Here is a 26,223-nt window from a genome sequence, read left to right as displayed (position 1 = left end):
CAGATGGGCGGTTCTTGGGGGACGGTCGTTCAGGGATGGCGAGGATCTGAGGGGTAAGCCCGGGGCTGCGATGGGGTGCAGACGCCCGGGCCAATAAGGACTGGGCCGCCCGTATGATCGCCTCCGCGCCAGACCATGCCATTCCGGCAGGCGTCCCCCATCCGGCACCCGCCGCCGGCGATCCGCCGGGGGATGTCGCGCCCGCCGCCGTTCCCCTGATCCCGTCCGCTGGCCGGCCCGTGGCGGCCTTGCTGCTCATGAGCCTGGTCCTGACCCTGCTGGTCTTCGCCTGGGCCGCCTGGGACCACCACCGCCGCGTCTGGGATGACGCCCGCGACCAGGTGGTGGACGTGACCCATGTGCTGGAAGAGCACGCGGGCAAGATCTTCAGCATCCACGCCGCCAGCCTGCGGTATGTCGAGCGCCTGGTGGATGACGCCGGCTGGAAGGAAATCGCCGGCGACAGCCGCTTCTATGACCGGCTGCGCGAGATTTGGCAGGCTTCGCCGGAGCTGGAGGGCGTGTGGGTGGTCGACCCCACCGGCATCGTCCGCGTCAACACCATGCAGTGGCCGACGCCGGCGCTGGATGTCAGCGATCGGGAGTATTTCCGCGCCCAGCTGAAGCCCGGCGCCGGCATCTATATCGGCCAGCAGCTGCGCGGCCGCCTGTCCGGCCAGCCCTTCCTGCCCATCAGCCAGCGCATGCAGACGCTGGACGGGCGGTTCAACGGCGTGGCCCAGTTGTCGCTGAGGCCGGACTATTTCATTTCCTTCTACCGGTCGCTCTTCGCCGGTGAGCCCAAGACCATGCTGCTGATCCGGGAGGATGGCGCCCTGCTGCTGCGGGAACCCGCCGCGTCGGACGACAGCCTGCAGCAGGGTTCCTATCCCGGTTTCATCCAGGCGCCGGCGGATGCCGCCGGCACCTTCATCCTGACCTCGCCCATCGATGGCGTGCAGCGCCTGTGCGCCCGCCGCAAGGTACCCAACCTGCCGCTGTATGTCGTCTACGGCATCACCACGGACAGCATCGCCAGCGAATGGGAAGGCCGGGCCCTGATCTACGCCGCCGTGGCCGTGCCGGCCTCGCTGGCGCTGATGCTGGTGGCCTGGATCGCCATGCGCCGGTCCCGCGACCTCGTGCGCGCCGACCGCATCCTGCGCCAGGCCAACACCGTGCTGGAGGCGCGGGTGGCCGACCGCACCCGCCACCTGGACAAGGCCTTGGCGGAGCGGGAGATGCTGCTGCGCGACACCCATCACCGGGTGAAGAACAACCTGCAGGTCGTCTCCAGCCTGTTGCAGCTTCAGGCCAGCATGAACCCCACGCTGCGCCCGGTGCTGGGCGATGCCCTGCGCCGCATCCAGGCCATGGGGATCCTGCACGAACAGCTCCACCGCGCGTCGGACGTCGACGTGGTGCCGTTGGACCGCGTGATCACGGCCCTGGCGCGCGAGATCGACAACATCCACCAAGGGGAGGGGACTGCGGCGGATGAGCCGCGCCGCGTGACCCTGGCGCTGGCGGTGGAGCCGCTGGCGACGGACCTGACGGCTTCTGTGCCCGTCACCCTGGTGTTGAACGAGGTGCTGTCCAACGCCTTCAAGCACGCCTATCCCGGCGGGCGGGGCGGCGCCCTGTCCATCACCTTGCGCCGGGAAGGGGCGGAGGGTGTGCTGACCGTGACCGACGACGGCGTCGGCATGCCGGACGCCACCGCCCGGGCGGGACGCAAGAGCCTCGGCCTACTGCTGATCGACGCCTTTACCCGCCAGTTGCGGGGCAGCTTCCGTTACGAAGATGGCGCGCCCGGCACCCGGTTCACGTTGCGCTTCCCGCTGGCATAGTATGCCAATGGGGATCAGGCTTTCAGCCGCGCCCCTATCGCAGAAGGGAACCCATGCCGACGCGCAACGTGGCGCTGACCGATCATCATGAGCGGGCCATCGAGACCCTGGCGCGGTATGGCTGCTGTCAGAACGCCAGCGAGGTCCTGCGTGCCGGCCTGCGGCTGGTCGAACAGCAGGAAGAAGAACACGCCGCCAAGCTGAAGGCGTTGAGCGACGCTGTGGATACCGGCCTGCGTGATTTGGCGGAGGGCCGGTTTGCCCTGCTGGAAAGCGATGCGAACCTGGAAGATTACATCGCCAATTTGGGTCGTGAAGCAGCCGGCGAGCGCTGATGACTATGCTCAAGGTCCGTATGGCGGTGGCCGCTCAGCGGAGCTAAAGGCCGGCTGCGCCGCCTTACGGGACCTGCACTCGGCGCTAGTAATGGCAATGTTTCGAATAATTGGAGGGGCAGAACCGGGACGGACATGTCGGACATGCCCGACACTCATTATCCGGTGCGGTTTTGTGCAAAAATCTCACAGAAATGTTAGAGTTTTCTCTTGGCACAAAAGATGCTTTAGAAAAATTACAACGCCTATATTGGAGATCATCAAATGACCGATAATAGAAACATTCCAGAAATCACCAATGAAAAGATACCATATGGAGAGGTTCCAGACCAGCATGTCGCTTACACCTACGAAAGTGGCACTACTCTTGCCACGTTCGGCAAATTCTATTCGCAGGGTGAGGGCCGTAATGCTATTTTTTCTACGGTGATTCTGCCGGATGGCACCACGCACAGGGTGCAGATCGACACCGGCTCTTGCGGCATTGTTCTACCGGCCAGCTTATTCCATGATCCCGCTGGGAACCTTTATTCTTGGGCTATTCCTGCCCGCCCGTTCCATATGACATATGAACCGAGTGGTGACGTTGTCGCTGGACATATCTACGCCATTGAATCTGTTGCGTTTGAGACAATTGGCGGACCGAATTTGCAGACTGGCTGGGTCTATGTCCTGGGAACGGACAAGGGCAATCCGGGCATGTGCGGCATAGGGTTCGGCCGTGCTGACAACAAGGCAATGGCGGCTGCAACTGCCTATCCCAACTGCGTGCCGGAAGTGCATGAAACCCGTCTTATGGGGGCGGATCAGCCTGTCCTTTTGGATGGGGATCAGGCTGTCCTGTCGAACCCGCTCCTGAACATCGTCGGGATGGCCAATGGAACTGTTCCGGCAAACTATGTCATCACCAGCATGATCAATGCTGCCGTAACGGTAGGCATCGACGCGAATGACTTGGCCAAATTCAATTTCCTGCAGTTGTCGTCCCAACTTAACAAGCACATCACGCTGCCTCAGAATGCGCCATATTATGCCACGCCCGATTATCAGGCGACCTTAACCCAATATAATGGTGGCAGCTCATTCTCCATTCCGGCCCTGATGGATACCGGCGTGGACTGCATGATGATCCGGATTCCGCCCGGCGGAAATGGTGGCAAAGTGACCGGCTGGACCAGCGGCTACGGCTGGACTGAGAGCAATCTCCTCGGTCAAACCCTCAGCATCACAGTACCGAATCCCGATGCATCGGGCGAGCCGATCATGAGCTACAGTTTCCACTTCGGTAAACTCACCTTGGCCCTCCCCCCTGCCGAAAAGAACAGCGATGCCACGGTGATTGAGGTAAGTGCCTTTCCTGCCATCGGTTCAACCAAAATGGCCCCGAGCGTCATCCTGCCCCTGCAGGAAAAATCACCGGATGCTGCGGTATTCTTCGTCAATACCGGCATCAATGTGCTGGCTAATTATGATTACTGCTTTGATGCCAACAATGGCCGGGTCGGCTACCGCGCTGCCCTGATGCCGTATGACAATAGCGGCATTCAGAACGTCGGCTGACCACCGCACGGTGCGGGCGGGGTGGATCCGGTTTCTGCCACGCCCGCATCGTGGCGCTTCAGCGACCACATCCGGTCGCACCGCAGGTTTTCCCGGCGCTGTCGGGGGCCACGTCCCACCGCGCCGCTATCCCCCACACCACCCGGCATGCGGGTCCGCACCGGGCGGTTCGAGGGGGTGAGGTTGCCCCATGTCTGCTTGATCTTGTGGCGGGCGGTCGGTTTCGTCGCTGCCGGGGTCAGGCAAGGCTTCACCTTACCATTCCTCGACCGCCCCGCTACCGCGTGCATCTGACGCAGTACCTTCCACATCCACAGGCAGTTGCGCTTCTCTTCGTTCACTGTGACCAGCTCACGGAGGAACTCTCACCCTCAAGAACGCGCCCATGCTGGGCGCACAACGCGAACCGGCCGCCCGTTGTGGGGGCGGCCGGCGTGGTAATCGAACCTTGAGGATGGTGATCAGCCGTCGCCCATCTTGAGGGCGGCGATGAAGGCGCTCTGCGGGATTTCGACCTCGCCGAACTGCCGCATGCGCTTCTTGCCTTCCTTCTGCTTGTCCAGCAGCTTGCGCTTGCGGCTGATGTCGCCGCCGTAGCACTTGGCCAGCACGTCCTTGCGCATGGCGCTGATGGTCTCGCGGGCGATGACGCGGCTGCCGATGGAGGCCTGCACGGCGATCTTGAACAGCTGGCGGGGGATCAGCTCCTTCAGCCGCTCGCACAGCAGGCGGCCGCGGTGCTCCGCCTGGCTGCGGTGGACGATGGTCGACAGGGCGTCCACCGGCTCGGCGTTCACCAGGATGGACATCTTGACCAGGTCGCCGGTCTCGTACCCGTCCATCTGGTAGTCGAAGCTGGCGTAGCCGCGGCTGATGGACTTCAGCCGGTCATAGAAGTCGAACACCACTTCGTTCAGCGGCAGCCTGTAGACCAGCATGGCGCGTCCGCCGACATAGGTCAGGTCGATCTGCTGGCCGCGCCGCTCGGTGCACAGCGCCAGGATGCCGCCCAGATACTCGTCGGGCAACATGATGGTGGCGCGGATCCACGGCTCGTCGATGTGGTCGATGCGGATGGGGTCCGGCATGTCGGCCGGGTTGTGCATGTCGATGACCGACTTGTCGGTCATGTGCATCTTGTAGATGACGCTGGGCGCTGTCGTGATCAGGTCCAGGTTGAACTCGCGCTCCAGCCGCTCCTGGATGATCTCCAGGTGCAGCAGGCCCAGGAAGCCACAGCGGAAACCGAAGCCCAGGGCCGCCGACGTTTCCGCCTCGAACTGGAAGCTGGCGTCGTTCAGGGCCAGCTTGCCCAGGCTCTCGCGCAAGTGCTCGAACTCGGCGGCGTCGGTGGGGAACAGGCCGCAGAACACCACGGGCACGCTGGGCTTGAAGCCTTCCAGCGGCTCGGCCGCCGGGCGGCGGTCCTCGGTGATGGTGTCGCCCACCTTGGTTTCGCGGATGTCCTTGATGCCGGCGGTGATGAAGCCCATCTCGCCCGGCCCCAGGCGGCCCGACTGCACGGCCTTGGGCGTGAAGTGGCCGACGCGGTCGGCTTCCTTCGCGGCGCCCGTGGCCATCATGCGGATCTTCTGGCCCACCTTCAGCTCGCCATCCACGACGCGCACCAGGATGACCACGCCCAGGTAGGGGTCGTACCAGCTGTCGACCACCAGGGCCTTCAGGGGCGCGTCCAGGTCGCCCTTGGGCGGCGGCAGGCGGGTGACGATGGCCTCCAGCACGTCCTTGATGTTCAGGCCGGTCTTGGCCGAGATCATGACGGCGTCGCTGGCGTCCAGGCCGATCACATCCTCGATCTGCTGCTTGATGCGGTCGGGTTCGGCCGCCGGCAGGTCGATCTTGTTCAGGACCGGGACGATTTCATGGTTGTGGTCGATGGCCTGGTAGACATTGGCCAGCGTCTGCGCCTCCACCCCCTGCGAGGCGTCGACCACCAGCAGCGAGCCCTCGCACGCCGCCAGGGAACGCGAGACCTCATAGGCGAAGTCGACGTGGCCGGGCGTGTCCATCAGGTTCAGCTGATAGGTCTGCCCATCATCGGCCTTATAGGTCAGGCGCACGGTCTGCGCCTTGATGGTGATGCCGCGCTCACGCTCGATATCCATGCTGTCGAGCACCTGCTCGCGCATCTCGCGGGCGTCCAAGCCGCCGCAATACTGGATCAGGCGATCGGCCAGGGTCGATTTGCCGTGGTCGATATGGGCGATGATGGAGAAATTGCGGATGTGCGAAAGGTCGGTCATGACGGGCCGGTCTGGGAAAATTCCCGCGACCATAGGATGCCCCGCGTCCTGGCGCAACCGCGGGGTTGGCGGGGCGTTCATGTGCGGGTGGGGGCGGAATATCGCTGGCAGGTCAGGCCAGCGTTTCCTCAACGATGTGGGGATTGCGGTTCAGCATCGCCAGCAGCACGCGGGCCGGGCCCTCAGGTGCCCTGCGTCCCTGTTCCCAATTCCGCAACGTCGCCGGCGAAACGCCGATGCGGCGCGAGAAGGCGGTTTGGGACAGGCCAGTCCGTCGCCGGACTTCCGCCACATCGACAGTTTCCGGGACATGCACGACCAGATCTGGAACAGAGTCTCCCTTGGCGTGGGCCAAAGCCTCCTCAAGTCCGCGCAAGATGCGGTCAGCCGCAGTGCTCATTTCCTCACCCTCTCCCGCCAATATCGAGCGATGAGCGTCGTTACGGCCTTGAACCCCGCGATTTCGGCGTCCGAGAAGTTGCCGCGTTCCCCTTTGGAAAGCAGGGCCAAAAGATAAACCGGAATGTCTGGGCCAAAATAGGCTGAGATGACCCGGTAGCCGCCGCTCTTGCCCTTGCCCCGTCCAGCGACCCGAAACTTGCGCACACCGCCCGATCCCTGGATCTCCACACCCTGGCGGGGAGACATTGCCACGATGTCCACGATGCCTTTGCGTTCCGCCTCGCTTAATCCAGCACCGGCAGCATCCCGCAAGTACTGCGGTGTTTCCACGACGGTATGAAGCCGCTCGCTCATGCGTCTCCAGATCTAGGCACGGAACGACTATACGTCAATGGCGTATAATTCTACCCCGCCCGTACCTTGGCCACGAAGCCCGCCACCTGGTGGCGCAGATGGTCGGACTGGGTGACCAGGTCTTGGGCGGCGTGCAGCACGTCGGTCGCCATGGTGCCGGTTTCGCTGGCGGCGCGGGTGACTTGGCCGATGGTGCTGGACACGTCGGAGGTGCCGGCCGCGGCCTGGGCCACGCTGCTGGCGATCTCGGTGGTGGCGGCCCCCTGCTGCTCCACCGCGGCGGCGATGGTGGTGACGATGTCGCTGATGCGGCCGATGGTGCCGCTGACGCCGTGGATGGCGCCGGCGGCATTGCCGGCCACCGCCTGGATCTCGCCGATCTGGGCGCTGATCTCTTCCGTCGCCTTGGCGGTCTGGGTGGCCAGGGTCTTCACCTCGCTGGCGACCACGGCGAAGCCCTTGCCCGCCTCGCCGGCGCGCGCCGCCTCGATGGTGGCGTTCAGCGCCAGCAGGTTGGTCTGGCTGGCGATGTCGCTGATCAGGCGCACCACGTCGCCGATCTTGCGCGCCGCCTCCACCAGGCCGCTGACCGTATGGTTGCTGCGTTCCGCCTCCACCACCGCGTTCTGGGCGATCTGCGAGGATTCCTCGACCCGCCGGCCGATCTCCTGGATGCTGGCGGACAGTTGCTCGGCCGCCGCCGCCACGGTGTTGACGTTGCCGGCCGCGGCCTCCGCCGCGCCCGCGACCGCCAGGGTCTGGTGGTTGGTCTGCTCCGCGATGGCGGACAGGCCCTTGGCGTTGCCCTGCATGCGGTCCGCCGCACCGGCCACTCCTTCCACCACCTGGTTCATGCTGGCCTCGAACTCGTCGGCCAGGTGGGCCAGGGCGGCGTGGCGCTCGGCCTGCGCCTGGGCCTTCAGCGTCTCCTGCTCATGGCGCAGGGTGTCGGCCTCCACCATCGCGCTTTGGAAGATGCGCAAGGCGCGGACGGTGGCGCCGATCTCGTCCCGCCGCTCGGTCGCCCGCACCTCCACCGTCTGGTCGCCGTCGGCCAGGGCGGTCATGGTGTCGACGATGCGTTTCAGCGGCCGCGACACGCCGGCCCAGGCGATCCACAGCGCCAGCGCCATGACCACGACGGCGCCGGACAGGCCGGCCGCCAGGGTCACCCAATAGGTGCGGTCATTGCGGGCCTTGGCGGCCGCTTCGCCCTTGGCCAGGTTCTCGTCCACCGCCTTGGTGATGACGGCCAGCCGGTCCAGCAGCTTGGACAGGCGGATGTCGAATTCGTCGGTCAGGGTGGCGGCGCCGGCCTTGGTATTGCCCGCCAGCATTTGTTCGCGCGCCTGTTCCGCGAACTTCATCATGGCCTTGAACTCGTCCCTGGCCATGGCCAGGTCGTCCTTGGTTCCCGGGTTCAGCCTGGCGACGCTGTCCAGGTACTTGGCCAGGTCGCCGGCCTGCTGCCCGATCTCATCCTTCATGCTGTCGATGATGAACTTGTCGGTCTCGGCCACCATCATGTAGCTGATGCGGCCGATGTTGGCGGCGGCGCCATTGGCGCGGTCGATGGCCTTCAGGGCTTCCGCCTCGCCATGCAGCAGGTGCTGGTACTGGACCGCGCCCGTGTTCATCTGCGACAGGGTGTACAGCGAGGTGCCCAGCGTCACCAACCCCATCAGGATCAGGGGCAGCAGCAGCTTCTGGATGATGGGCAGGTCCCGGAAGAACTTCATACAGCCTCTCCTCCCCGAGGATGACGCCAGCCTTGGCGTCCCAGCCTTGGCGTCAGTGTCCGCTTTTTATCGTTGGAAGGATAGTAAGCGGCGGGGAAGGAAAGGGCGCAAGAGGGTTCGGGCGCCTAAAATTCACAATAAATTGACCGGGAAAGAAAGGCGCCCCCGAACCCCAGGGGGCGCCTACTGCGGCCTTGCCGGCTCTGTGTCAACCGCGCAACACGGCGCCTGTCGTCTTGGTGACGGCGGCGACGACTTTGGCGGCCACGGCCTCGATTTCCGCGTCCGTCAGGGTCTTGTCCACCGGTTGCAGCGTGACCGACAAGGCGATGGACTTGAAGCCGGTTTCGACTCCGGGGCCCTGGTAGACGTCGAACAGCTGCACGCCGGTGATCAGGGCCTTGTCGGCCCCCTTGGCGGCGCGGATCAGGCGGTCGGCCTCCACGCCGGCCTCCACCACGAAGGCGAAGTCGCGGCTGATGGGCTGGAAGGCCGACAGCTCCAGCTTCGGCTTCTCCGTCCCGCCCTTTTTCTTCGGGGTGGGGATCAGGTCCAGAAACACCTCGAACGCCACCAGCGGGCCCGTCAGGTCCAAGGCCTCCAGCACCGCCGGGTGCAGTTCGCCGAAGCGGGCCAGCACGGTGGGGCCCAGCCGCAGGCAGCCGGAGCGGCCCGGGTGGTACCAGCCGGGCGCGTCGGTGGAGACGACCAGATTGGCCGTGGGAGCGCCGGCGGCCTCCAGCGCGGCGATGGCGTCGGCCTTGGCGTCATAGGCGTCCACGGGGCGGGTGCCCTTGGCCCAGTGGCGGGCCACGGCCAGGCCGGCACGCACGCCGGCGGCCACCAGGTCCTGCCCCTTCTCGCTGCCGTCGCGGAAGGCGGGACCCACCTCGAACAGCGCCAGGTCGGCATAGCCGCGCGCGGCGTTGCGGCCGGCGGCGGCCGCAAGGTTGGCCAGCACCGACGGGCGCATGATGGCCAGGTCGGCGCTGATGGGGTTCAGCAGGGCCAGCTCATCCGGCGCACCGCCGAACAGCTTGGCCGTCTCCGGCGCCAGGAAGGACCAGGTGATGGCCTCCAGCATGCCGCGGCCGGCCAGCAGGCGGCGCACGGTGGCGGTGCGGCGCTGCTTGGGCGTGACGGCGACCTTGGGCAGGCCTTCGTCGCGGGGCAGGCTGGTGGTGGGGATGGCGTCGAAGCCGTGGATGCGCAGCACCTCCTCCACCAGGTCGGCCTCGCCCTGCACGTCGGCGCGCCAGGACGGCGGCACCGCATGGATCAGGCCGTCCTTCTGGCGGGTCTCGAAGCCCAGGGCGTTCAGGATGCGCACCTGGTCGGCTTCCGCCACGTCCACACCGCCCAGATGGGCCACGCGGGCAGGGCGCAGGGTCAGGGGACGGCGCCAGGCGGGTTCGGCACCGGCCACGAAGACCTCCCCGGCCTCGCCGCCGCAGATCTCCAGCACCAGGCGGGTCGCCTGCTCGATGCCGCTGATGACGCTGGCCGGGTCCACGCCGCGCTCGAAGCGGTAGCGGGCATCGCTGTCGATCTGCAGGGCGCGGCCGGCCTCCGCCACCTTGGCGGGCTCGAACAGGGCGGATTCGATGATGACGTCGGTGGTCGTCTCCGACACGCCGGTGCTCTCCCCGCCCATGACGCCGCCCAGGGACAGGACGGCGCCGCTGGCATCGGCGATGACGGCCAGGCCGGCGGGCAGGGTGTATTCCTTGCCGTTCAGGGCCAACAGGGTCTCACCCGCCTGGCTGTCGCGCACGGTCAGGTCGCCCTGGACCTTGGCGGCGTCGAAGACATGCAGCGGGCGCACCTGGTCCAGGGTCATCAGGTTGGTGATGTCCACCAGGGCGGAGATGGGGCGCAGGCCCACGGCGGCCAGCTTGTCCTGCAGCCACTGCGGGCTGGGGCCGTTGCGCACGCCCCGCACCACGCGGGCGGCGAACTGCGGGCAGGTCGCCGTTTCCAGCGCCACCTTGACCGGGGCGGGGAAGACGCCGGGCACGGGCGCGGTGTCCAGGGGTTTCAGCGTGCCGACGCCCGCCGCCGCCAAGTCCCGGGCGATGCCGTGGACACCGGCGCAGTCCACGCGGTCTGGGGTCAGCGAGATCTCGATGACCGCGTCGTCCAGCTTGCGCCAGGCGGCGAAGCTGGCGCCCACCGGCGCCTCTTCCGGCAACTCGATGATGCCGTTGTGCTCATCCGACAGGTTCAGCTCACGCTCGGAGCACAGCATGCCCCGGCTCTCCACACCCCGGATGGCGCCCACCTTCAGGGTGTCGCCGGTCGCGGGGATGACGGCGCCGGGGCTGGCGAACACCACGGTGATGCCGGCGCGGCAGTTGGGGGCGCCGCACACCACCTGGATGGGCTCGCCCTTGCCGGTGTCGACCATGGCGACGCGCAGCTTGTCGGCGTTGGGGTGCTTCTCCGCCGACAGCACCTTGGCGATGACGAAGGGCGCCAGCGCCTTGCCGGTATCCTCCACGCCCTCGACCTCCAGGCCCAGGGCGGTCAGCTTGTCGGTGATGACGTCCAGCGGGGCGTCGGTTTCAAGGTGCTGCTTCAGCCAGGAAAGGGTGAACTTCATCGCTACCTGCCGTTCTTCGGGTGGGCGCCTGGCGTTTAAAGCCGGCTGCCGCTCTTGGGATGGGTTATCGGGCTAGGCCCGTTAGCGGGTCAGGCCTTGCGCCAGGCTGGGCACGTCCAGCGGCACGAAGCCGTAGTGCTTCAGCCAGCGCAGGTCGGCCTCGAAGAAGGTGCGCAGGTCGGGGATGCCGTACTTCAGCATGGCCACGCGCTCGATGCCCATGCCGAAGGCGAAGCCTTGCCAGCGGGTGCTGTCGATGCCGCAGTTCTCCAGCACCTTGGGGTGGACCATGCCGCAGCCCAGGATCTCCAGCCAGTCGCCATGGTTGCCCAGCTTCAGCTCACCGCCCTTGCGGGAGCAGCCGATATCCACCTCCGCCGACGGTTCGGTGAAGGGGAAGAAACTGGGGCGGAAGCGCAGCGGCAGGTCGTCCACCTGGAAGAAGGCGCGGCAGAACTCCAGCAGCGTGCCCTTCAGGTGGCCCATGTGGATATTCTCCCCGATCACCAGGCCTTCGATCTGGTGGAACATGGGGGTGTGGGTCTGGTCGTAGTCGGACCGGTAGGTGCGGCCGGGCGCGATGATGCGGATGGGCGGTTCCCCCGCCAGCATGGTGCGGATCTGCACCGGGCTGGTGTGGGTGCGCAGCACGCGGGTGCCCCCGTCCGGCCCGTTGGGCAGGTAGAAGGTGTCGTGCATCTGCCGGGCGGGGTGCTCCGGCGGGATGTTCAGGGCGGTGAAGTTGTTGAAGTCGGTCTCGATGTCCGGCCCTTCCGCCACGGTGAAGCCCATGTCGGCGAAGATGGCGATCATCTCCTCCACCGTCTGGCTGATGGGGTGGACGCGGCCCTCGACCTCGGGGCGGGCCGGCAGGCTGACGTCGATGCGCTCCGCCTCCAGCTTCTGCGCCAGCGCCTCGGCCTTCAGCACCTGGCGGCGGGCGTCCAGCGCCTGGCTGATCTCTTCCTTCACGGCGTTCAGGGCCTGGCCGCGTTCCCGCCGTTCATCCGGCGTCAGCGATCCCATGTCCTTCATCAGGCCGGTGATGCGGCCCTTCTTGCCCAGGGCGTCCACCCGCACCTCTTCCAGGGCGGCCAGGTCGGGGGCGGCGGCAGCGGCGGCCAGCAGGTCGGCCTTGAGGCTGTCGAGGATGTTCATCGCGACGATCCGTCTTCTCGGGGGCAGTGGGGGCAAACTCGGGGCGATACTATCAACGGCACCAGGCTTTGACTCGTGCCGTAATGGCCGGCGACTGCCGGCCCCGCAGCGAGTACCGCAGGGCGGAGCGAGGAAGCCAAGCCCGCGGATGCGGGCGCCCGGCGTTTGAGGAAATAAAAAAGGGGAGCGGGCCCGCCGGGCCTGCTCCCCTTCTTATCAGTACCGTTGATCCGGGTAGGATCAAGCGGCCTTGAGAGCGGCCTGGGCTTGATCGACCAGGACCTTAAACGCCTCCGGCTCGCGCGCGGCGATGTCGGCGAGGACCTTGCGGTCAACGTCGATGGCGGCGCGCTTCAGGCCGTGCATGAACTGGCTGTAGGTCAGGCCGTGGATGCGGGCACCGGCGTTGATGCGCTGGATCCACAGGGCGCGGAAGTTACGCTTCTTGGCGCGACGGTCGCGATAGGCGTAACGCAGCGCCTTCTCGACCTTCTCGATCGCGATACGGAAGCAGTTGTTGGAACGACCCCGGTAGCCCTTGGCCAGCTTCAGGATCTTCTTGTGACGGGCGTGGGTGGTCACGCCCCGCTTAACGCGAGCCATGGTTCAGCCCTCCTTACGGTACCCGGATGAAATTCTTGGTGATGATGATACCGTCCTGCTTGGACAGGGTCATCATGCCGCGGGCGTTCCGCTTCATCTTCTGCGGACGCTTGCGCATGCCGTGGCGCTTGCCGGCGGCCTGGGCGCGAACGAGACCGGAGGCGGTCAGCTTGAACCGCTTCTTCGTCCCGCTGTGATTCTTCAGCTTGGGCATTTTGGTTCCTCACGAAAGAATAACCGCCCCTTGGGGATGACCGTGGGGGGACGGCGGTGGATTCATTTGAGCGGGTGGGCATGCCCTGGACCTTTCGGCCCGGCCTCGCCGCCAAAATGAAGCGCGGTTTGTACACGGGGTGCGGTCTCATGGCAAGGGCCGAGCGCGGCGGAACGCCTGCATGAGTGTGGGGGCCGCCCTTCAAAACTGCGGGGCGGCCGTCAAAGCCGGCCGGGGATGTCCGCCATTTCGTAAAAAACCGCCAAAATGGCGGGCCGGGGCGATTGGCGAAAAGCGATCCAATAACGCCCGGACTTAACCCAAAGCCAGCCAGGACGCGCGAGAATTGGGTAAGGCCTTGGCGCCGTGAGGCCAATGGCCGTTCCGCCTAGGATGGCATTGGAGGCTCGTTCCAGGGCGGCATAAAGGTTGCGGACCGCTTCCGCACGACCAAGCTCTTCGTAGTGATCCCGAAGGTCGGCCACATGTTGCGCGGCGCGCCGGGTAAGCGGAATCACTGTCGGGTCGCCGCTCCGCGGGGTGGTGCATCTTGCCGATTGGCTTCAAGTCGGGCGATGCTGGCGCGCAACTCTTCCAGGACGGTTTCCCCAGCGACAAGATCACCAGCGGCGTATTCCGCCTCGCTGATGTCGAGGTCGGCGATCAGGTCGGAAAGTGGGCGTCGGGTCGGGTCGCTCATGACTATAAGATGGCACTGCCATCCTGGGCTGTCGAGGGGGCGCCGTTTACTCTTGCCGTGTCCCGGATGCGACCCCACTTCTGGGAACGCCACCAATTCCTTGAAAGGGAGCGCCCGCCCATGCCCGAGCTTTACACCATAGGGTATGAGAAGGCGGGCCAGCCGGCGTTGGTGGAGCGTCTGGTGCGGGCCGGCGTGCGCACGCTGATCGATGTGCGGGAGCTGCCGTTGTCGCGCCGCGCCGGCTTTTCCAAGGGCCCGCTGTCGGCCTCCCTGCGCCAGGCGGGCATCGAGTATCTGCACCTGAAGGCGCTGGGCACGCCCAAGGAGGGCCGGCTGGCCGGCCGTGCCGGCAACCAGCCGCTGTTCTGGTCCATCGTCGACCAGGCGCTGGCCCGGCCGGAGGCGCAGTATGAGCTGGGCGTGGCCGCCGCCACCGCGCTGAAGCAGGGCCCGGCCTGCCTGCTGTGCTTGGAGGACGACCCGCACATCTGCCACCGCTCCCGCGTTGCGGCCGACATGGCGGGGGGCTGGGGCTTCGATGTGCATCACCTGGCGGTGGATGCCGCCTTCTAGCCCGCCCCGGATCCTCCGCCCCCAAATTTGCCAGCGGGCGCCGCACGGCGGACACAATGGGGGGCGAGAAGAACCAGGTGGCCGGCGGATGGGACCCGAAAGGGACGCTGGCCCAACGGACAGCTAGTCCAAGGGCTTGGGGCTAGGGTAAGCCTCAGGTGAACGAGGTCAACGGGGGCGCCGGCAGGCGGTCCGCCCGGGGGGAGCAAGTCGGCCAGTGCATCACGTCGACACCATCATCTTCGCGCTCGGGTCGCTGCTCATGCTGGCCATCTTGGCCGGCCGCGCCTCCTCGCGCGTCGGCGCCCCGCTGCTGCTGGTGTTCCTGGCGCTGGGCATCGCCGTCGACAAGCTGGCCAATTTCCAATTCAACGACTATCGCCTGGCCTCGCTGGTCGGGTCCATCGCCATCGCCGTCATCTTGTTCGACGGCGGGCTGCGCACGCCCAAGGCGGTGTTCAAGGTGGCGCGCTGGCCGGCCCTGGTGCTGTCCACCATCGGCGTGCTGATCACGGCCGGCGTCACCTGCGTGGTGGCGCGCTGGCTGCTGGGCGTGGGCTGGGCCCAGGGCTTCCTCATCGGGTCCATCGTCGCCTCCACCGACGCGGCGGCCGTCTTCCTGCTGCTGCATCAGCGGGGCCTGCGCCTGCGCCCCCGCGTTTCCGCCTTGCTGGAGGTGGAGTCGGGCCTGAACGACCCCATGGCGGTGTTCCTGACGCTGCTGTCCATCCACGCCGTCCAGGGGGCGGGCTTCGGATGGGCGCAACTGGGGCAGTTCGCGATGGAGATGGGCGGCGGCGGCATCATCGGCATCGCCGGCGGCTTAGCCCTGTCCGCGCTCATCAACCGGCTGGAACTGTCGGCCGGCCTTTATCCCATTCTGGCCCTGGCGGGCACGCTGTTCATCTTCGGCGCCACCCAGACCATCGGCGCGTCCGGCTTCCTGGCCGTCTACCTCGCCGGCTTCATCATCGGCAACCGCCGGGTCAAGGCGCGCCAGATCATCGAGCGGTTCCACGACGGCCTGGCCTGGCTCAGCCAGATTTCCCTGTTCCTCATGCTGGGGGTGCTGGTTTCCCCCGACACGCTGGTGCGCGTGGCCCTGCCCGCGCTGGTGGTGGCCGTGGCGCTGATCCTGGTGGCGCGGCCCCTGGCCGTCACCCTGTGCCTGTCCTTCTTCGGCTTCGCCTGGAACGAGCGGCTGTTCATCTCCTGGGTCGGCCTGCGCGGGGCGGTCCCCATCTTCCTGGGCCTGCTGCCCGTGCTGTCCGGCCTGCCGGGGGCGGAAACCTATTTCGGCATCGCCTTCGCCGTGGTGCTCCTGTCCCTGCTGGCCCAGGGATGGACCATCGGGCCGGCGGCGCGCCTGCTGGACGTGGAGATTCCGGCCGATCCCGAACCCGCCAGCCGGGCCGACATCGACCTGCCCGTCGACGGGCCGCAGCAACTGGCCATGCTGACCGTCTCCCCGGACAGCGAGGCGGCGGTGCGCGGCCTGGGGCGCCTGGTGGTGCCGGAATCCGTGCGCGTCCTGGCCATGATCCGCGAGGGCCATCCCGTGGCGCCGGAGGAGGTGCGTGTCCTCTACCCCGGCGATGCCGTCCTGGTGCTGGGCGAGCCGGCGGCGCTGACCGCCATGGAACGCCTGTTCGGCCGCCGCGACCATGGCCGCCGCGCCGCCGGCCTGGGGGACTTCCAGGTCAAGGGCGACACCCCGCTGGCCAGGGTCGCCGGGCTTTACGGCTTCGAGGCGCCGGGCGTGGATGGCGACATCGCCATCGGCGAGCACCTGGGCCGCCGGCTGGGCCGCCGCGCCTCTGTCGGCGTGCGCCTCAAGGTGGGTGAGGTGGCCCTGATCGTGGCCGCCATGGATGAGACGCGGGTGACCGAGGTCGGCATCGACCTCACCCCCAACGAGCGGCCCTGGACGCGCCTGCGCCAGGGCCTGAAGGGGTTGCGGAAGAGCGCCTAGCCCCCCGCTTTAAAGAACTAGCCCGCGACTGCGGGTGCCGGAGCGAGTACCGCCCAGTTCATGTAAAGGGGGGCGCGGCGAGGAAGCCAAGCCGGCGGATGCCCGCGCCCGGCGCTCAAAGGCGAACTTAGAGAGTCTTGAACCGTTCCGTCGCTTGCACCAGGGCGGAGCGGATGCCGGGCTCCATGGCGCTGTGGCCGGCGTCCGGCACGACGATGTAGTCGGCCTCGGGCCAGGCGCGGTGCAGCTCATCCGCCGTGCGGATGGGGCAGACCACGTCATAGCGGCCCTGGACGATGATGGCCGGGATGTGCCGGATACGGTCGACGTTCTCCAGCAAGGCCGCCTCGGGCGACAGCTTGTTGTTGCGGAAGTAGTGCGCCTCCATCCGCGCCAAGCCCAGGGCGTGGTTGTCCTCGCCCGAGGCCGACACCAGTTCCGGGCTGGGCAGCAGGGTGGAGCAGGCCCCCTCGTACACGCTCCACACCCGGGCGGCGGCCATGCGCGTCTGCGGGTCGGCCGAGGTCAGGCGGCGGTAATAGGCTTCCAGCAGGTCGCCCCGCTCATTCACCGGGATGTGGGCCGCGAAGGTGGACCACGCCTCGGGGAAGAAGGTGCGCATGTCGTACAGGAACCAGTCGATCTCCAACTGGCGCATCAGGAAGATGCCGCGCAGCACCAGGCCCTTCACCCGTTCCGGATGGGCCTGGGCATAGGCCAGCGCCAGGGTCGACCCCCAGGAGCCGCCGAAGACCAGCCAGCGGTCGATCTCCAGCATTGACCTGAGTTGTTCCAGATCCGAAATAAGATCCTGGATGCCGTTCTCGCGGATTTCGCCCAGCGGCGTGGACCGCCCCGCGCCGCGCTGGTCCAGGATGACGATGCGGTAGTGCCGGGGGTCGAAAAAGCGCCGGTGGGTGGGCGAGGCGCCAGCACCAGGGCCGCCATGCAGGAATACGACTGGCGCGCCGTCCGGGTTGCCGGCTTCCTCCCAATAGATGGTATGCAGGCCGCTGACGGCCAGCGTGCCTGTCCGATAGGGTTCCAAGGGTGGGAAGAGATCGCCGCGCGCCATGGGTCGGTACACCAAGTTTGCTCGTTAAGGGCCGAAGTGTAGGCCAAGGCCAGCCCCCAGCGCAAACCCAACCGACCCCACAGGGTTCCCCCTAACCCGTTTAACGGGAGACTTTACAGCGATGTCACACCCTTTCGACGCTTTCACGGAGGAGTCGCTGACCGTCCTGGTGCGGGTGTTCTATGACCGGGTGCGTCAGGACGACTTGCTGGGCCCCGTGTTCCATGCCGCCGTCGGCACGGACGAAGCCGCGTGGGACCGCCATCGCGCCCGCATCGTGGACTTCTGGTCGTCCGTCCTGCTGTCCACCGGCCGGTACGAGGGGCGGCCCATGGTGGTGCATGCCGGCCTTCCCATGATCGGCCCCGACCACTTCCGCCGCTGGCTGGCCCTGTTCCGCGACACGGCCCAGGGCTTGTTCACCACGGCGGCGGCGGAGCGGCTGGCGGAGGTCAGCACCCGCATCGGCCGCAGCCTGCAGATGGGTCTGGCGGTCGCGCGCGGCGAGGATGCCGGGGCGTATCGGGGCTAGGGCTCCGTCACCGCCGCCGCCGCATCGCCGCCGCCCTCCGTCTCCTCCTTCTTCTTCTTTCCGCCCCGTGCCGGGCGCCGGTGGGGCCAGCGGCCGTCGGTTGTGATGATCTGGTCGGGGTTGGTGACGCGGATCATGGGGCCGTTATGCTCCTCCACCCAGCCGCGCACCTCCACCAATCGGTCCTTCAGGTCCAGCGGGTCCAGGTGGCGGGCGCGGAAGGCGGCCATGTCGCGGCGGTCGATCTCCACCGTGAAGTCGGTGCGACGGTCGGCGCCGAAGTTCAGGTAGACGCGGTCGCGGGCGTCGGCCGCGTCCAGCACCCGGCCGGTGACGATGGCGTAGCGTCCTTGGGCATGCCCGGCGGAGTCCGGGTTGCGCACGGCGTAGAACCCGTCGGCCCACAGGCCGCGCTGATGGTCCCGCGCGTCATCTTCCGCCCGGCGCAGCGCGGCCAGCCCCTTGGGCGCGTCGGGATGGGGTGCCAGTTCCACCCAGCCCTGGCGCAGCAGCGCGTCCTGCACCCACACCTGCCGCCGGCCGTCGCGCACCATCAAGTGGGCCAGTACACGGCCGTAGCGGTCATGGTCGGCGCCCCCCAACATCAGGCTGACGGTGCGGTTCAGCACCAGAGCCTCCAGCGCGTGCCGCGAGTCCTCCGCCAAGGGCCAGGCGGCGCGGCCGCCGGCGTCATCCCGGGAGGTTCCCCGGGCGGGACCCTTGGGGGCCAGGATGCCGGCCAGGCGCACCACCCGCCCGTCCCGCAGGGTCACGGTGTCGCCGCTCAGCACGCCGATGACGGTGCCGCTGCCAGCGGGGATCAGCCCGTGGGCGCCCTTGGCCTGCCGTTCCTTATGGGGCCTGTCCTTGTGGGCCTTGTGGTGCGCGCGGTGGGTGCCGGCCTCGGCCGGCGAGGGTGCCGTCATCAGGATCAGCAACGGCAACAGGGCGATTCGCCAGGCGTGCATCGCGGTGGTTTCCAGCAACCGGGGCGCGATGACGATACGGCAGCGGTGTGCCAAAGAAAAGACGGCGCGGACCACCGTGGATCCGCGCCGTTGATAGTTTACGCGTTCTGCCAGAACCGATTGATGGCACGGCCGCGTATGCCGGTGATGGGGCGTCAGGGGCTGCCTTTCCGGGTCGCCACGACCCTGAATGGTCAGGGACGCTAAGCGAAAAGCACGGGGTAGGCGAATTCCATCGGTTCCATCGTCTGCGGGTCCCTTGTCGGGTGTTGCTCTGCTAGACACACCTTTCTTAGCAAAGCGGGGGCCACGAGGAAATTTTTGGGGTCCTTAACCATTTATTGGCAGCGGTCCGCCAGTTTCCGCGGAAGAAGGGCGCCCTCGGATTATCCAAGATTTGTTCTGGTCGTTGAGTTATGCAATGCATATTGCAACTGCTGGCGGGGTGGCTGGCAGCCGTTGCGCTATGCAATATGCTGTATTGGAATTAGCCCCATACCGGGGTCGGGGGGCCTGTTTCATTGCCGCAGTTGCCGTGGCGGCGGCTGACGGCTACGGTGCCGCCATGAGCGAGACGACACAGGCCCTGGAAGGTCCGGCCGGGGGCTGTCCCATCCGGCGGTCCGCCGTGCGCGTGTCCATCGCCACCGCCCTGCTGCTGGGTTTCGGCACGCTGGTTCTGGTGGCGGTGGCCAGCGTCCTTATCCTGGGCTTCAGCACCTCCACCCGCAACACCGCCGCGTTGTTGACGGACAAGGTCATCCTGGCCATGGACGGGATGACGGTGCGCGTGCGCGCCCAACTCGATCCCGCCCAATACCAGGCTGAATTCCTGGTCGCCTCCATCCAGCGGGGGGAGATCGACACCAGCGACAGGACGCGCCTGGGCCAGAACCTGCGCTCGGCGCTGGCGGCCTCGCCCCAGATCACGGCCGTCAGCTTCCTGTCGGCCGACGGCCAGTGGACGGTGGCGCGGCGCACGGGCCCCAATGACGCCGAGGTCATGACCGTGCCGCCGCCGCCCGGCAGCGACCTGCTGATGCAGGAGATGAAGGCGGCGCCGGTCGCCCGCTGGGTCGATCCCGTCTGGTCGGAGGATGAGGGCACCAGCTTCCTCACCGTGCGCGCGCCGGTGCGGTCCAAGGACGGCAAGTTCCTGGGCGCTGTACTGGTGGGCGTCAGCTTCGCCGACCTGTCGGGGTTCCTGGGTGAACTGGACAGCAGCCAGGGCGTCACAGCCTTCATCCTGTTCGATGCCGACCATGTGCTGGCCCACCCCGCCCTGATCGGCCGCACCTTCAACCTGGCCGGCCGCAACCCGCCCCTGCCCACGCTGTCCGACCTGGGGGACCCCGTGGCCGCCGCCATCTGGCAGCGCCAGCCTCCCGGCCGGGGCAGCGCCAGTGACGCCTTGGGCGGCAAGCTGCGCGACCTGGATTTCCGCCAGGCCACCGTGGGCGATGTCGATTACGTCTATCTGCTGCGCGACCTCGGCGGCTATGGCGCCCAGAACTGGACCCTGGTGATGGCCCTGCCCCAGCGCGAGGTGGACCAGGAAATCCGCCGCGTGCGCTGGTTCGGCCTGGGCGGAGTCGCCATCCTGCTGGTGTCGGTCGCCCTCAGCCTCATCCTGGGCAAGACCATCAGCCGGCAGATCCGGGGCCTGTCGCACGCCGCCAGCTCGCTGCGCGATCTGGACTTCCACGCCGTGCCCTACCTGCCCGACAGCCGCCTGCGCGAACTGTCGGACGCCGCCGCCGCGTTCAACACCATGCTGACCGGGCTGCGCTGGTTCGAGTCCTATGTGCCCAAGGCGCTGGTGCTGCGCCTCATCCGCCGGGGCGACCATGCCGGCTCCATCCTGTCGGAAGAGCGCGACGTCACCGTCATGTTCACCGACATCAAGGGGTTCAGCACCCTGGCCCAGAACATGACGCCGGCGCAGACCGCCTCGCTGTTGAACGAGCATTTCACCCTGCTGTCCGCCTGCATCGAGGCGGAGGGCGGCACGGTGGACAAGTTCATCGGCGATGCCGTCATGGCCTTCTGGGGCGCGCCGGACGACCAGGCGGATCACGCCGGCCGCGCCTTGCGCGCCGCCGCCGCCATCGACCACTGCATCCGTCAAAGCCATGACGAGGCGGTGGCCCAGGGCCGGCCCGCCATCCGCCTGCGCGTCGGCATCCATTCCGGCCCGGTGGTCGTGGGCAACATCGGCACCAGCAGCCGCATCAACTACACCATCGTCGGCGACACGGTGAACGCCGCCGCCCGGCTGGAGGCGCTGGGCGCCGACCTGGCCGACCCGGCCGCCGCCTGCATCGTGCTGGCCAGCGCCGACACGGTCGACGCCGCCGGCGACTGCGGCGTGCCCATGACCGACGTGGGTGAGTTCAGCCTGCGCGGGCGCACGGGCCAGGTGCGGGTGTGGCAGTTGGCCGATGGCGAGCATGGCCCGCGTGAACCGGTCGGCCCCACTGGCGAAACCGTGGGCGAGGCGCGGCTGGACCCCGTCTGCCCCGAACCGCCGGCGCGCGTTCCCTCTTAAATTTTTATGACGGGTGGGGGAAAGCCTCCCGCTCGCGTCTCCACACCTTAGTATCCCGGCGCCCGCGTCATCCTGACGCGGCTGTTGAGGGATACTCTTCCCCCGTGTGGATGGCGCCCCCGTGCAGGAACGACACGACGCGATCGCCCGGCCGCAGGACGGCCCGTCCCCGGCGCCGGTCGCTCACACCCCTTTGGGCGATGCCCCCTTTGGTGACGCCCCCTTTGGTGACGAGAGGGCGCGGTGGCTGGCCACCCACATCCTGCCCCATGAGCATGGCCTCAGGGCCTGGCTGCGGTCCAAGGCCTTCCTGGGCTTTGATGTCGACGACGTGGTTCAGGAAACCTACGCCATCCTGGTGGCCAAGGCCTGCGTCGCCGGGATCGAGAACCCGCGCGCCTACGCCTTCCAGACCGCCTATTCCGTGGTGGTGCGCCTGCTGCGCCAGTCCCGCGTGGTGCCCATCGCCGCCGTGGCCGACCTGTCGGCGCTGGAGGCGGTGGTGGACGCCCCGTCGCCGGAGGAAGTGACGTCCGCGCGCCAGGAGTTGCGCCTGATCCAGGACGCCATCGCCGACCTGCCGCGCCAGACCCGCCGCGCCTTCGTCATGCGCCGGGTGGAGGGCCTGCCGCAGCAGGAGATCGCGCGGCGCATGCGCCTGTCGGAGAACACGGTGGAAAAGCACATCGCCCGGGGCCTGAGGCTGCTCGCGGAGCGCTTCGGCCGGGGAGGAGCAGGGATTGAGTGAGGGACCGGGATTGGGGGAGGGGTCACGGGGCGTGAGCGCAAGACAAACCGCCGCGGTCGTCGACCTGGCTGCCGCCGGCTGGGCGGCCCGCCTGGACGCGCGCGCCCTGACCGCCGATGAACGGCGCGCGCTGGACGCCTGGCTGGCAGCGGACGTCCGGCACCTGGGCGCGCTGGCCCGCGCCCGCGCCCTGCTGCTCAGCCGGCTGGACGCGCCGTTTCCCGTCGGGGCTCCGGTCACGACCCCGGCTGGGTCCGCCGCCCCTGGGCGCGTCCCGCTTCCCAGCCGCCGAGGCCTGCTGGCCGCCGCCGCCAGCGTCGCCGGCCTGGCGGCGCTGGGCGCCGGCATGCGCCAGCCCGCGGCGCGGCAGGCCTACAGCTCCGCGGTGGGGGAGGTGCGGCACATCCCGCTGGACGACGGCTCTACCCTCACGCTCAACACCGACTCCGCCGTCACCCTGGCCGACGAGGCGGGGCGTCGGCTGGTGTACCTGGAGCGGGGCGAGGCGTTCTTCGAGGTGGCGTCCCGGACGGATCGCCCCTTCGTCCTGCGCGGCCCGCTGGTCCAACTGGCGACCAATGACGGCGCCTGCTGTGCCCGGCTGAACCCTGGCGGCGCCCCGGGCGGCACAATGACCGTGGCGGTGGTGTCGGGCACCGTGGCGGTGGAGGGCGCGCCGTCCGCGCTGGCGGAAACGTTGGAACGCGCCACGGGCCGCGACTGGACGGTGCGGGGTGGGCAGGACGCCGTGCTGGCGGCGGCGGGGCAGCAGGTTAGCGTGCGCGCCGGCGGTGCCGGCCATGGCACGCTGGTCAGCGTCGAGACGATGGCCCCGGGCGCGTTGGACCGCGCGCTGATGTGGCGGGAGGGGCGCCTGGCCTTCGCGGGTGAAACCTTGGCCCAGGCGGTGGCGGACTTCGCCCGCTATTCCCGCCGGCGCATCGTGCTGGCCAGCGACCGCCTGGCGCCGCGCCACGTCTCCGGCTTGTTCAACGCCACGGACATCGACGGCTTCGCCCATGCCGTGGCCGTGGCCTTCAACGCCAAGTATCGGCAAGAGGGAGATGTCATAATTCTGTACGATTAAGACGTGTGGCGAATGGCAGTACAGAATTTATGAATGTTGTTAAACTTAAATGACGCAGTGGCGGAAATATAGTCCCGCCGTTCTCTCCCCATCAGGAACGCGGAAGACAGTGCGATAGGCCGGCAGGGGCGGGCCAAATCGCCGATCATCGTTGGGGAAGATCGTAATGATTAAGAAATATGGCAGTTTCTTTGCTCTGTGCGGCACGGCCCTGGCGGGGTGGGCGGTTCCGGCCTGGGCGCAAAGCGCGCATTTCGACCTGCCGGCCCAGCCGGCGGCCCGCTCCATCCCGCTGTTCGCCCAGCAGGCGGGCATCCAGATCCTGGCGCCCACCGATCTGCTGGACGGCATCTCCACCGCGGCGCTGCGGGGGGATTTGGACCGGCACCAGGCCCTGGCGCGCCTGCTGAAGGGCACGCCGCTGGTGGTGGCCTCGGATGACGGCCGCACCGTGGTGCTGAAGCTGGCGCCCACCCCGGTTTCCACCGCCGCGCCGGCGCGCAAGGCCCAGGCGGCGGCGCCCGGGGGCCCCGGGGCCGAGCCGCAGGTGGCTGACGCCGCCGGCGGCAGCCTGGACGAGGTGGTGGTGACCGGCACGCGTGACCGGGGCCGCACCCAGTTCACCACCATGACGCCGGTGGACGTGTTGTCGGCCAAGGACCTGCAGGACGGCGCCTCCAACCAGCTCCTGGAAAACCTGACCCAGGTCATCCCCGGCTTCAACGTGCAGAAGCTGCCCAGCTCCGACGGTGGGCAGTTCATCCGCCCGGCGCACCTGCGCGGCCTTTCGCCCGACCAGACCCTGGTGCTGATCAACGGCAAGCGCTTCCACCGCACCGCCTATCTGGGCACGCGCGGCGCCCAGGGCCCCGACCTGGCGCAGATCCCCGATTTCGCCATCGGCCGGGTCGAGGTTCTGCGCGACGGTGCCTCCGCCCAGTACGGGTCCGATGCCATCGCCGGCGTCATCAACATCCAGTTGGACGACCGGCCCGGCGTCTACGGCTACATGCAGGGCTCGCAGTACTACGCGGGCGACGGCACAACCTGGAACGGTGGCCTGCGCGGGGCGACGGAGATCGGCGATGGCGGCCACCTCATGGCCACAGCGGAGTGGTCGGACGGCACGCTGACCTCCCGCACCCATCAACGCGCCGACGCCCAGGCCTTCCAGGCCGCCAATCCGCAGCTGACCATCGCCAACCCGGTGCAGCGCTGGGGCCGGCCGGACGAAAGCAGCTATCACTACGCCGTGGACGGCCTGCTGCCGGTGGGGGCGGTGGAGCTTTATGGCTTCATGACCATCGCCACGGGCGAGGGCATGAACGATATCAACTGGCGCATCCCCGACCCCAAGAGCAACGCCAGCGTCTATGGCCTGGCGCCCAAGGTCTTCCCCGGCTGGGACCTGCGCTCCATCTACCCCAACGGCTTCACGCCCAAGGAAGGCATCAAGTACACCGACTACCAGGCCGCCTGGGGCGCCCGGGGCCATGTCGGCAGCGACCTGGACTGGGATTTGAGCGGCAGCTACGGCGAGAATGAAAGCCGGTTTTTCCTGAACAACTCCATCAACGCCTCGCTGGGGCCCAGCAGCCCGACCAACTTCAACCTGGGCACCCAGCGGCAGGATGAGTTCAACCTGAACGCCGACGGCGTCTATCGCCTGGATGCCGGCCTGGATGAACCGCTGAACATCGCCTTCGGCGCCGAGCGCCGGCTGGAGATCTACACGGTGGAGGCCGGCGACAAGGCTTCGTACCAGGTGGGGCCGGGTGCGGCCGCGGGGCTGGCCTCGGGCGCCAACGGCTTCCCCGGCTTCAGCGATCTGCAGGCCGGTTCCTGGTACCAGACCAGCTACGCTGGCTACCTGGATATGGAGGCCAAGCTGACGCCGGATTGGACCGTGGGCGCCGCCGGCCGTTACGAAACCTATTCCGGTTTCGGCGACAAGATGACCTACAAGGCCTCCACCCGGTATGAGATCACGCCGGACCTGGCCCTGCGCGCCTCCTACTCCACCGGGTTCCGCGCCCCCACGCCGGGGCAGATCAACTCCCTCAGCACCTCGCAGGGGCTGGACACCAAGACCCTGCAGTTGTTCACCAGCGGCCGCCTGTCACCCGACAACCCGCTGGCGGTGGCCCTGGGCGCGAAGCCGCTCAGCCCCGAAACGTCGCGGAACTATAGCCTGGGGGCCGTGTGGCGCACGGATGTGGGCTTGTCCGGCTCCGTCGACGCCTATCAGGTGGATGTGGACAACCGCTTCTCCAGCTCGCCCACCATCAACCTGACGGCGGCGCAAAAGGCGCAGTTGGTGGCCCAGGGCGTGCCGGGGGCGGACAACTTCACCTCGGTCTATTGGTTCACCAACGACTTCAACACCCGCACCCAGGGCCTGGACGTGGTGCTGGATTACACCCAGCCGGTGTTCGACACGGCCCGCATCGACATGAAGCTGGCGTACAACCACAACCTGACCATGGTGACGGGCGGCAGCCTGAACGCCAACCCGACGCAGAAGGTGCTGTATGAACAGGGCCTGCCCAAGAACAACATCACCGGCAGCCTGACCTACAGCGACAACCCCTTCGATTATCAGGTGCGCGTCCGCTACTACGGCGGCTGGACGGACAGCAGCGGCAACTCCACCGGCGATATCTTCCAGACCTTCGACGGCATCACCTTTGTCGATCTGTCGGTGACCTACCACATCACCGAGAATTTGGCGGTGAAGGTGGCGGGCGAGAACATCTTCGACACCTATCCGGCCAAGGCGATCTACCAGGCCAGCCGGGGCATCGAGTATTCGCGCAACGCTCCCTACGACACCTATGGCGGCCGCTACTATGTGCGCTTCAACGCCGCTTTCTGATCCGTCACCTTTATCGGGTGAGGGATGATGTTTGTACGGGGTGCCGTCCCGACCTCCCATC

The 26,223-nt window shown here is 67.6% G+C and carries 21 protein-coding genes; 10 read left to right on the top strand and 11 right to left on the bottom strand.

Annotation, left to right across the window (positions count from 1 at the left end; translation table 11 throughout):
* The first annotated feature begins 113 nt into the window (after nucleotides 1-113).
* From ULB03_RS04620 to ULB03_RS04610, 3 genes are all read left to right on the top strand, one after another.
* Nucleotides 114-1,850, top strand: a complete 1,737-nt coding sequence (locus ULB03_RS04620; RefSeq protein ID WP_322482102.1) for a sensor histidine kinase — start codon at nucleotides 114-116, stop codon at nucleotides 1,848-1,850.
* A gap of 53 nt (nucleotides 1,851-1,903) precedes the next feature.
* Nucleotides 1,904-2,185, top strand: coding sequence for a ribbon-helix-helix domain-containing protein (locus ULB03_RS04615; protein ID WP_322482101.1), 282 nt, complete (start codon nucleotides 1,904-1,906; stop codon nucleotides 2,183-2,185).
* 264 nt (nucleotides 2,186-2,449) lie between these two features.
* Nucleotides 2,450-3,745: a hypothetical protein gene (locus tag ULB03_RS04610; protein ID WP_322482100.1), complete on the top strand. Its 1,296-nt coding sequence runs from the start codon at nucleotides 2,450-2,452 to the stop codon at nucleotides 3,743-3,745.
* 461 nt (nucleotides 3,746-4,206) lie between these two features.
* Here the strand turns inward: ULB03_RS04610 and lepA are convergent, their stop codons facing one another.
* From lepA to ULB03_RS04565, 9 genes are all read right to left on the bottom strand, one after another.
* Nucleotides 4,207-6,009 carry a translation elongation factor 4 gene (lepA, locus tag ULB03_RS04605; protein WP_322482099.1) on the bottom strand — a complete coding sequence of 601 codons (1,803 nt, stop codon included), beginning with the start codon at nucleotides 6,007-6,009 and terminating at the stop codon, nucleotides 4,207-4,209.
* 112 nt (nucleotides 6,010-6,121) lie between these two features.
* Nucleotides 6,122-6,409 (bottom strand): helix-turn-helix domain-containing protein, encoded by a 288-nt coding sequence (locus ULB03_RS04600; RefSeq protein WP_322482098.1) that lies wholly within the window; start codon nucleotides 6,407-6,409, stop codon nucleotides 6,122-6,124.
* A complete protein-coding gene (locus tag ULB03_RS04595) occupies nucleotides 6,406-6,765 on the bottom strand; it encodes a type II toxin-antitoxin system RelE/ParE family toxin (RefSeq protein WP_322482097.1) in 360 nt (119 codons plus the stop codon). Before ULB03_RS04595 ends, ULB03_RS04600 begins: the two co-directional genes overlap by 4 nt.
* A gap of 50 nt (nucleotides 6,766-6,815) precedes the next feature.
* Nucleotides 6,816-8,504: a methyl-accepting chemotaxis protein gene (locus ULB03_RS04590; RefSeq protein WP_322482096.1), complete on the bottom strand. Its 1,689-nt coding sequence runs from the start codon at nucleotides 8,502-8,504 to the stop codon at nucleotides 6,816-6,818.
* Between the two features lie 208 nt (nucleotides 8,505-8,712).
* Nucleotides 8,713-11,106, bottom strand: coding sequence for a phenylalanine--tRNA ligase subunit beta (gene pheT, locus ULB03_RS04585; RefSeq protein ID WP_322482095.1), 2,394 nt, complete (start codon nucleotides 11,104-11,106; stop codon nucleotides 8,713-8,715).
* 81 nt (nucleotides 11,107-11,187) lie between these two features.
* Nucleotides 11,188-12,264 carry a phenylalanine--tRNA ligase subunit alpha gene (pheS, locus tag ULB03_RS04580; protein WP_322482094.1) on the bottom strand — a complete coding sequence of 359 codons (1,077 nt, stop codon included), beginning with the start codon at nucleotides 12,262-12,264 and terminating at the stop codon, nucleotides 11,188-11,190.
* Between the two features lie 240 nt (nucleotides 12,265-12,504).
* Nucleotides 12,505-12,867 (bottom strand): 50S ribosomal protein L20, encoded by a 363-nt coding sequence (rplT, locus tag ULB03_RS04575; protein ID WP_040843389.1) that lies wholly within the window; start codon nucleotides 12,865-12,867, stop codon nucleotides 12,505-12,507.
* Between the two features lie 13 nt (nucleotides 12,868-12,880).
* On the bottom strand, nucleotides 12,881-13,081 hold the full coding sequence (gene rpmI, locus ULB03_RS04570) for a 50S ribosomal protein L35 (RefSeq protein ID WP_004271784.1): 201 nt from the start codon (nucleotides 13,079-13,081) through the stop codon (nucleotides 12,881-12,883).
* A gap of 514 nt (nucleotides 13,082-13,595) precedes the next feature.
* On the bottom strand, nucleotides 13,596-13,781 hold the full coding sequence (locus ULB03_RS04565) for a hypothetical protein (protein WP_322482093.1): 186 nt from the start codon (nucleotides 13,779-13,781) through the stop codon (nucleotides 13,596-13,598).
* A 120-nt stretch (nucleotides 13,782-13,901) separates the two neighbouring features.
* On the opposite strand from ULB03_RS04565, the gene ULB03_RS04560 reads away from it, so the two are divergent.
* Together ULB03_RS04560 and ULB03_RS04555 are read left to right on the top strand one after the other, a co-directional pair.
* The gene (locus ULB03_RS04560) at nucleotides 13,902-14,357 is read left to right on the top strand and encodes a DUF488 domain-containing protein (RefSeq protein ID WP_322482092.1); all 456 of its coding nucleotides are present in this window, start codon (nucleotides 13,902-13,904) and stop codon (nucleotides 14,355-14,357) included.
* Nucleotides 14,358-14,574: 217 nt separating this feature from the next.
* Nucleotides 14,575-16,329: a potassium/proton antiporter gene (locus tag ULB03_RS04555; protein WP_322482091.1), complete on the top strand. Its 1,755-nt coding sequence runs from the start codon at nucleotides 14,575-14,577 to the stop codon at nucleotides 16,327-16,329.
* Nucleotides 16,330-16,456: 127 nt separating this feature from the next.
* Here ULB03_RS04555 and pip read toward each other — a convergent pair whose 3' ends face one another.
* Nucleotides 16,457-17,404 carry a prolyl aminopeptidase gene (gene pip, locus ULB03_RS04550; protein ID WP_322482090.1) on the bottom strand — a complete coding sequence of 316 codons (948 nt, stop codon included), beginning with the start codon at nucleotides 17,402-17,404 and terminating at the stop codon, nucleotides 16,457-16,459.
* 121 nt (nucleotides 17,405-17,525) lie between these two features.
* Between pip and ULB03_RS04545 the strand changes: the two genes are divergently transcribed.
* Complete coding sequence (locus ULB03_RS04545; RefSeq protein WP_322482089.1) at nucleotides 17,526-17,936, top strand: group III truncated hemoglobin; 411 nt, start codon at nucleotides 17,526-17,528, stop codon at nucleotides 17,934-17,936.
* Here ULB03_RS04545 and ULB03_RS04540 read toward each other — a convergent pair.
* Nucleotides 17,933-18,904: a thermonuclease family protein gene (locus ULB03_RS04540; RefSeq protein ID WP_322482088.1), complete on the bottom strand. Its 972-nt coding sequence runs from the start codon at nucleotides 18,902-18,904 to the stop codon at nucleotides 17,933-17,935. The two genes, ULB03_RS04545 and ULB03_RS04540, sit on opposite strands and share 4 nt — an antisense overlap.
* A gap of 565 nt (nucleotides 18,905-19,469) precedes the next feature.
* Here ULB03_RS04540 and ULB03_RS04535 point away from each other — a divergent pair.
* The 4 genes from ULB03_RS04535 to ULB03_RS04520 all read left to right on the top strand — a co-directional run bounded on the left by ULB03_RS04535 (nucleotide 19,470) and on the right by ULB03_RS04520 (nucleotide 26,162).
* Nucleotides 19,470-21,452, top strand: a complete 1,983-nt coding sequence (locus tag ULB03_RS04535; protein WP_322482087.1) for an adenylate/guanylate cyclase domain-containing protein — start codon at nucleotides 19,470-19,472, stop codon at nucleotides 21,450-21,452.
* 121 nt (nucleotides 21,453-21,573) lie between these two features.
* Nucleotides 21,574-22,200, top strand: a complete 627-nt coding sequence (locus tag ULB03_RS04530) for an RNA polymerase sigma factor (protein WP_322482086.1) — start codon at nucleotides 21,574-21,576, stop codon at nucleotides 22,198-22,200.
* 31 nt (nucleotides 22,201-22,231) lie between these two features.
* Entirely contained in the window at nucleotides 22,232-23,287 is a 1,056-nt protein-coding gene (locus ULB03_RS04525; protein ID WP_322482085.1) for a FecR family protein, read from the top strand.
* A 166-nt stretch (nucleotides 23,288-23,453) separates the two neighbouring features.
* Nucleotides 23,454-26,162, top strand: coding sequence for a TonB-dependent receptor (locus ULB03_RS04520; protein WP_322482084.1), 2,709 nt, complete (start codon nucleotides 23,454-23,456; stop codon nucleotides 26,160-26,162).
* The last annotated feature ends 61 nt before the right edge of the window (nucleotides 26,163-26,223 follow it).

It is taken from the genome of Nitrospirillum goiasense (assembly GCF_034427435.1).
In the GTDB taxonomy this organism is placed as follows: Bacteria; Pseudomonadota; Alphaproteobacteria; order Azospirillales; family Azospirillaceae; genus Nitrospirillum.
Note: the sequence above shows the minus strand (reverse complement) of the source record. Positions and strands in the feature narration are given on the sequence as shown.

What these genes read in the sequence shown, in the direction of transcription:
- ULB03_RS04620 (WP_322482102.1), top strand. Translation starts at nt 114, where the DNA reads ATGATCGCCTCCGCGCCAGACCATGCCATTCCGGCAGGCGTCCCCCAT.
- ULB03_RS04615 (WP_322482101.1), top strand. Translation starts at nt 1,904, where the DNA reads ATGCCGACGCGCAACGTGGCGCTGACCGATCATCATGAGCGGGCCATC.
- ULB03_RS04610 (WP_322482100.1), top strand. Translation starts at nt 2,450, where the DNA reads ATGACCGATAATAGAAACATTCCAGAAATCACCAATGAAAAGATACCA.
- lepA (WP_322482099.1), bottom strand. Translation starts at nt 6,009, where the DNA reads ATGACCGACCTTTCGCACATCCGCAATTTCTCCATCATCGCCCATATC.
- ULB03_RS04600 (WP_322482098.1), bottom strand. Translation starts at nt 6,409, where the DNA reads ATGAGCACTGCGGCTGACCGCATCTTGCGCGGACTTGAGGAGGCTTTG.
- ULB03_RS04595 (WP_322482097.1), bottom strand. Translation starts at nt 6,765, where the DNA reads ATGAGCGAGCGGCTTCATACCGTCGTGGAAACACCGCAGTACTTGCGG.
- ULB03_RS04590 (WP_322482096.1), bottom strand. Translation starts at nt 8,504, where the DNA reads ATGAAGTTCTTCCGGGACCTGCCCATCATCCAGAAGCTGCTGCTGCCC.
- pheT (WP_322482095.1), bottom strand. Translation starts at nt 11,106, where the DNA reads ATGAAGTTCACCCTTTCCTGGCTGAAGCAGCACCTTGAAACCGACGCC.
- pheS (WP_322482094.1), bottom strand. Translation starts at nt 12,264, where the DNA reads ATGAACATCCTCGACAGCCTCAAGGCCGACCTGCTGGCCGCCGCTGCC.
- rplT (WP_040843389.1), bottom strand. Translation starts at nt 12,867, where the DNA reads ATGGCTCGCGTTAAGCGGGGCGTGACCACCCACGCCCGTCACAAGAAG.
- rpmI (WP_004271784.1), bottom strand. Translation starts at nt 13,081, where the DNA reads ATGCCCAAGCTGAAGAATCACAGCGGGACGAAGAAGCGGTTCAAGCTG.
- ULB03_RS04565 (WP_322482093.1), bottom strand. Translation starts at nt 13,781, where the DNA reads ATGAGCGACCCGACCCGACGCCCACTTTCCGACCTGATCGCCGACCTC.
- ULB03_RS04560 (WP_322482092.1), top strand. Translation starts at nt 13,902, where the DNA reads ATGCCCGAGCTTTACACCATAGGGTATGAGAAGGCGGGCCAGCCGGCG.
- pip (WP_322482090.1), bottom strand. Translation starts at nt 17,404, where the DNA reads ATGGCGCGCGGCGATCTCTTCCCACCCTTGGAACCCTATCGGACAGGC.
- ULB03_RS04545 (WP_322482089.1), top strand. Translation starts at nt 17,526, where the DNA reads ATGTCACACCCTTTCGACGCTTTCACGGAGGAGTCGCTGACCGTCCTG.
- ULB03_RS04540 (WP_322482088.1), bottom strand. Translation starts at nt 18,904, where the DNA reads ATGCACGCCTGGCGAATCGCCCTGTTGCCGTTGCTGATCCTGATGACG.
- ULB03_RS04535 (WP_322482087.1), top strand. Translation starts at nt 19,470, where the DNA reads ATGAGCGAGACGACACAGGCCCTGGAAGGTCCGGCCGGGGGCTGTCCC.
- ULB03_RS04520 (WP_322482084.1), top strand. Translation starts at nt 23,454, where the DNA reads ATGATTAAGAAATATGGCAGTTTCTTTGCTCTGTGCGGCACGGCCCTG.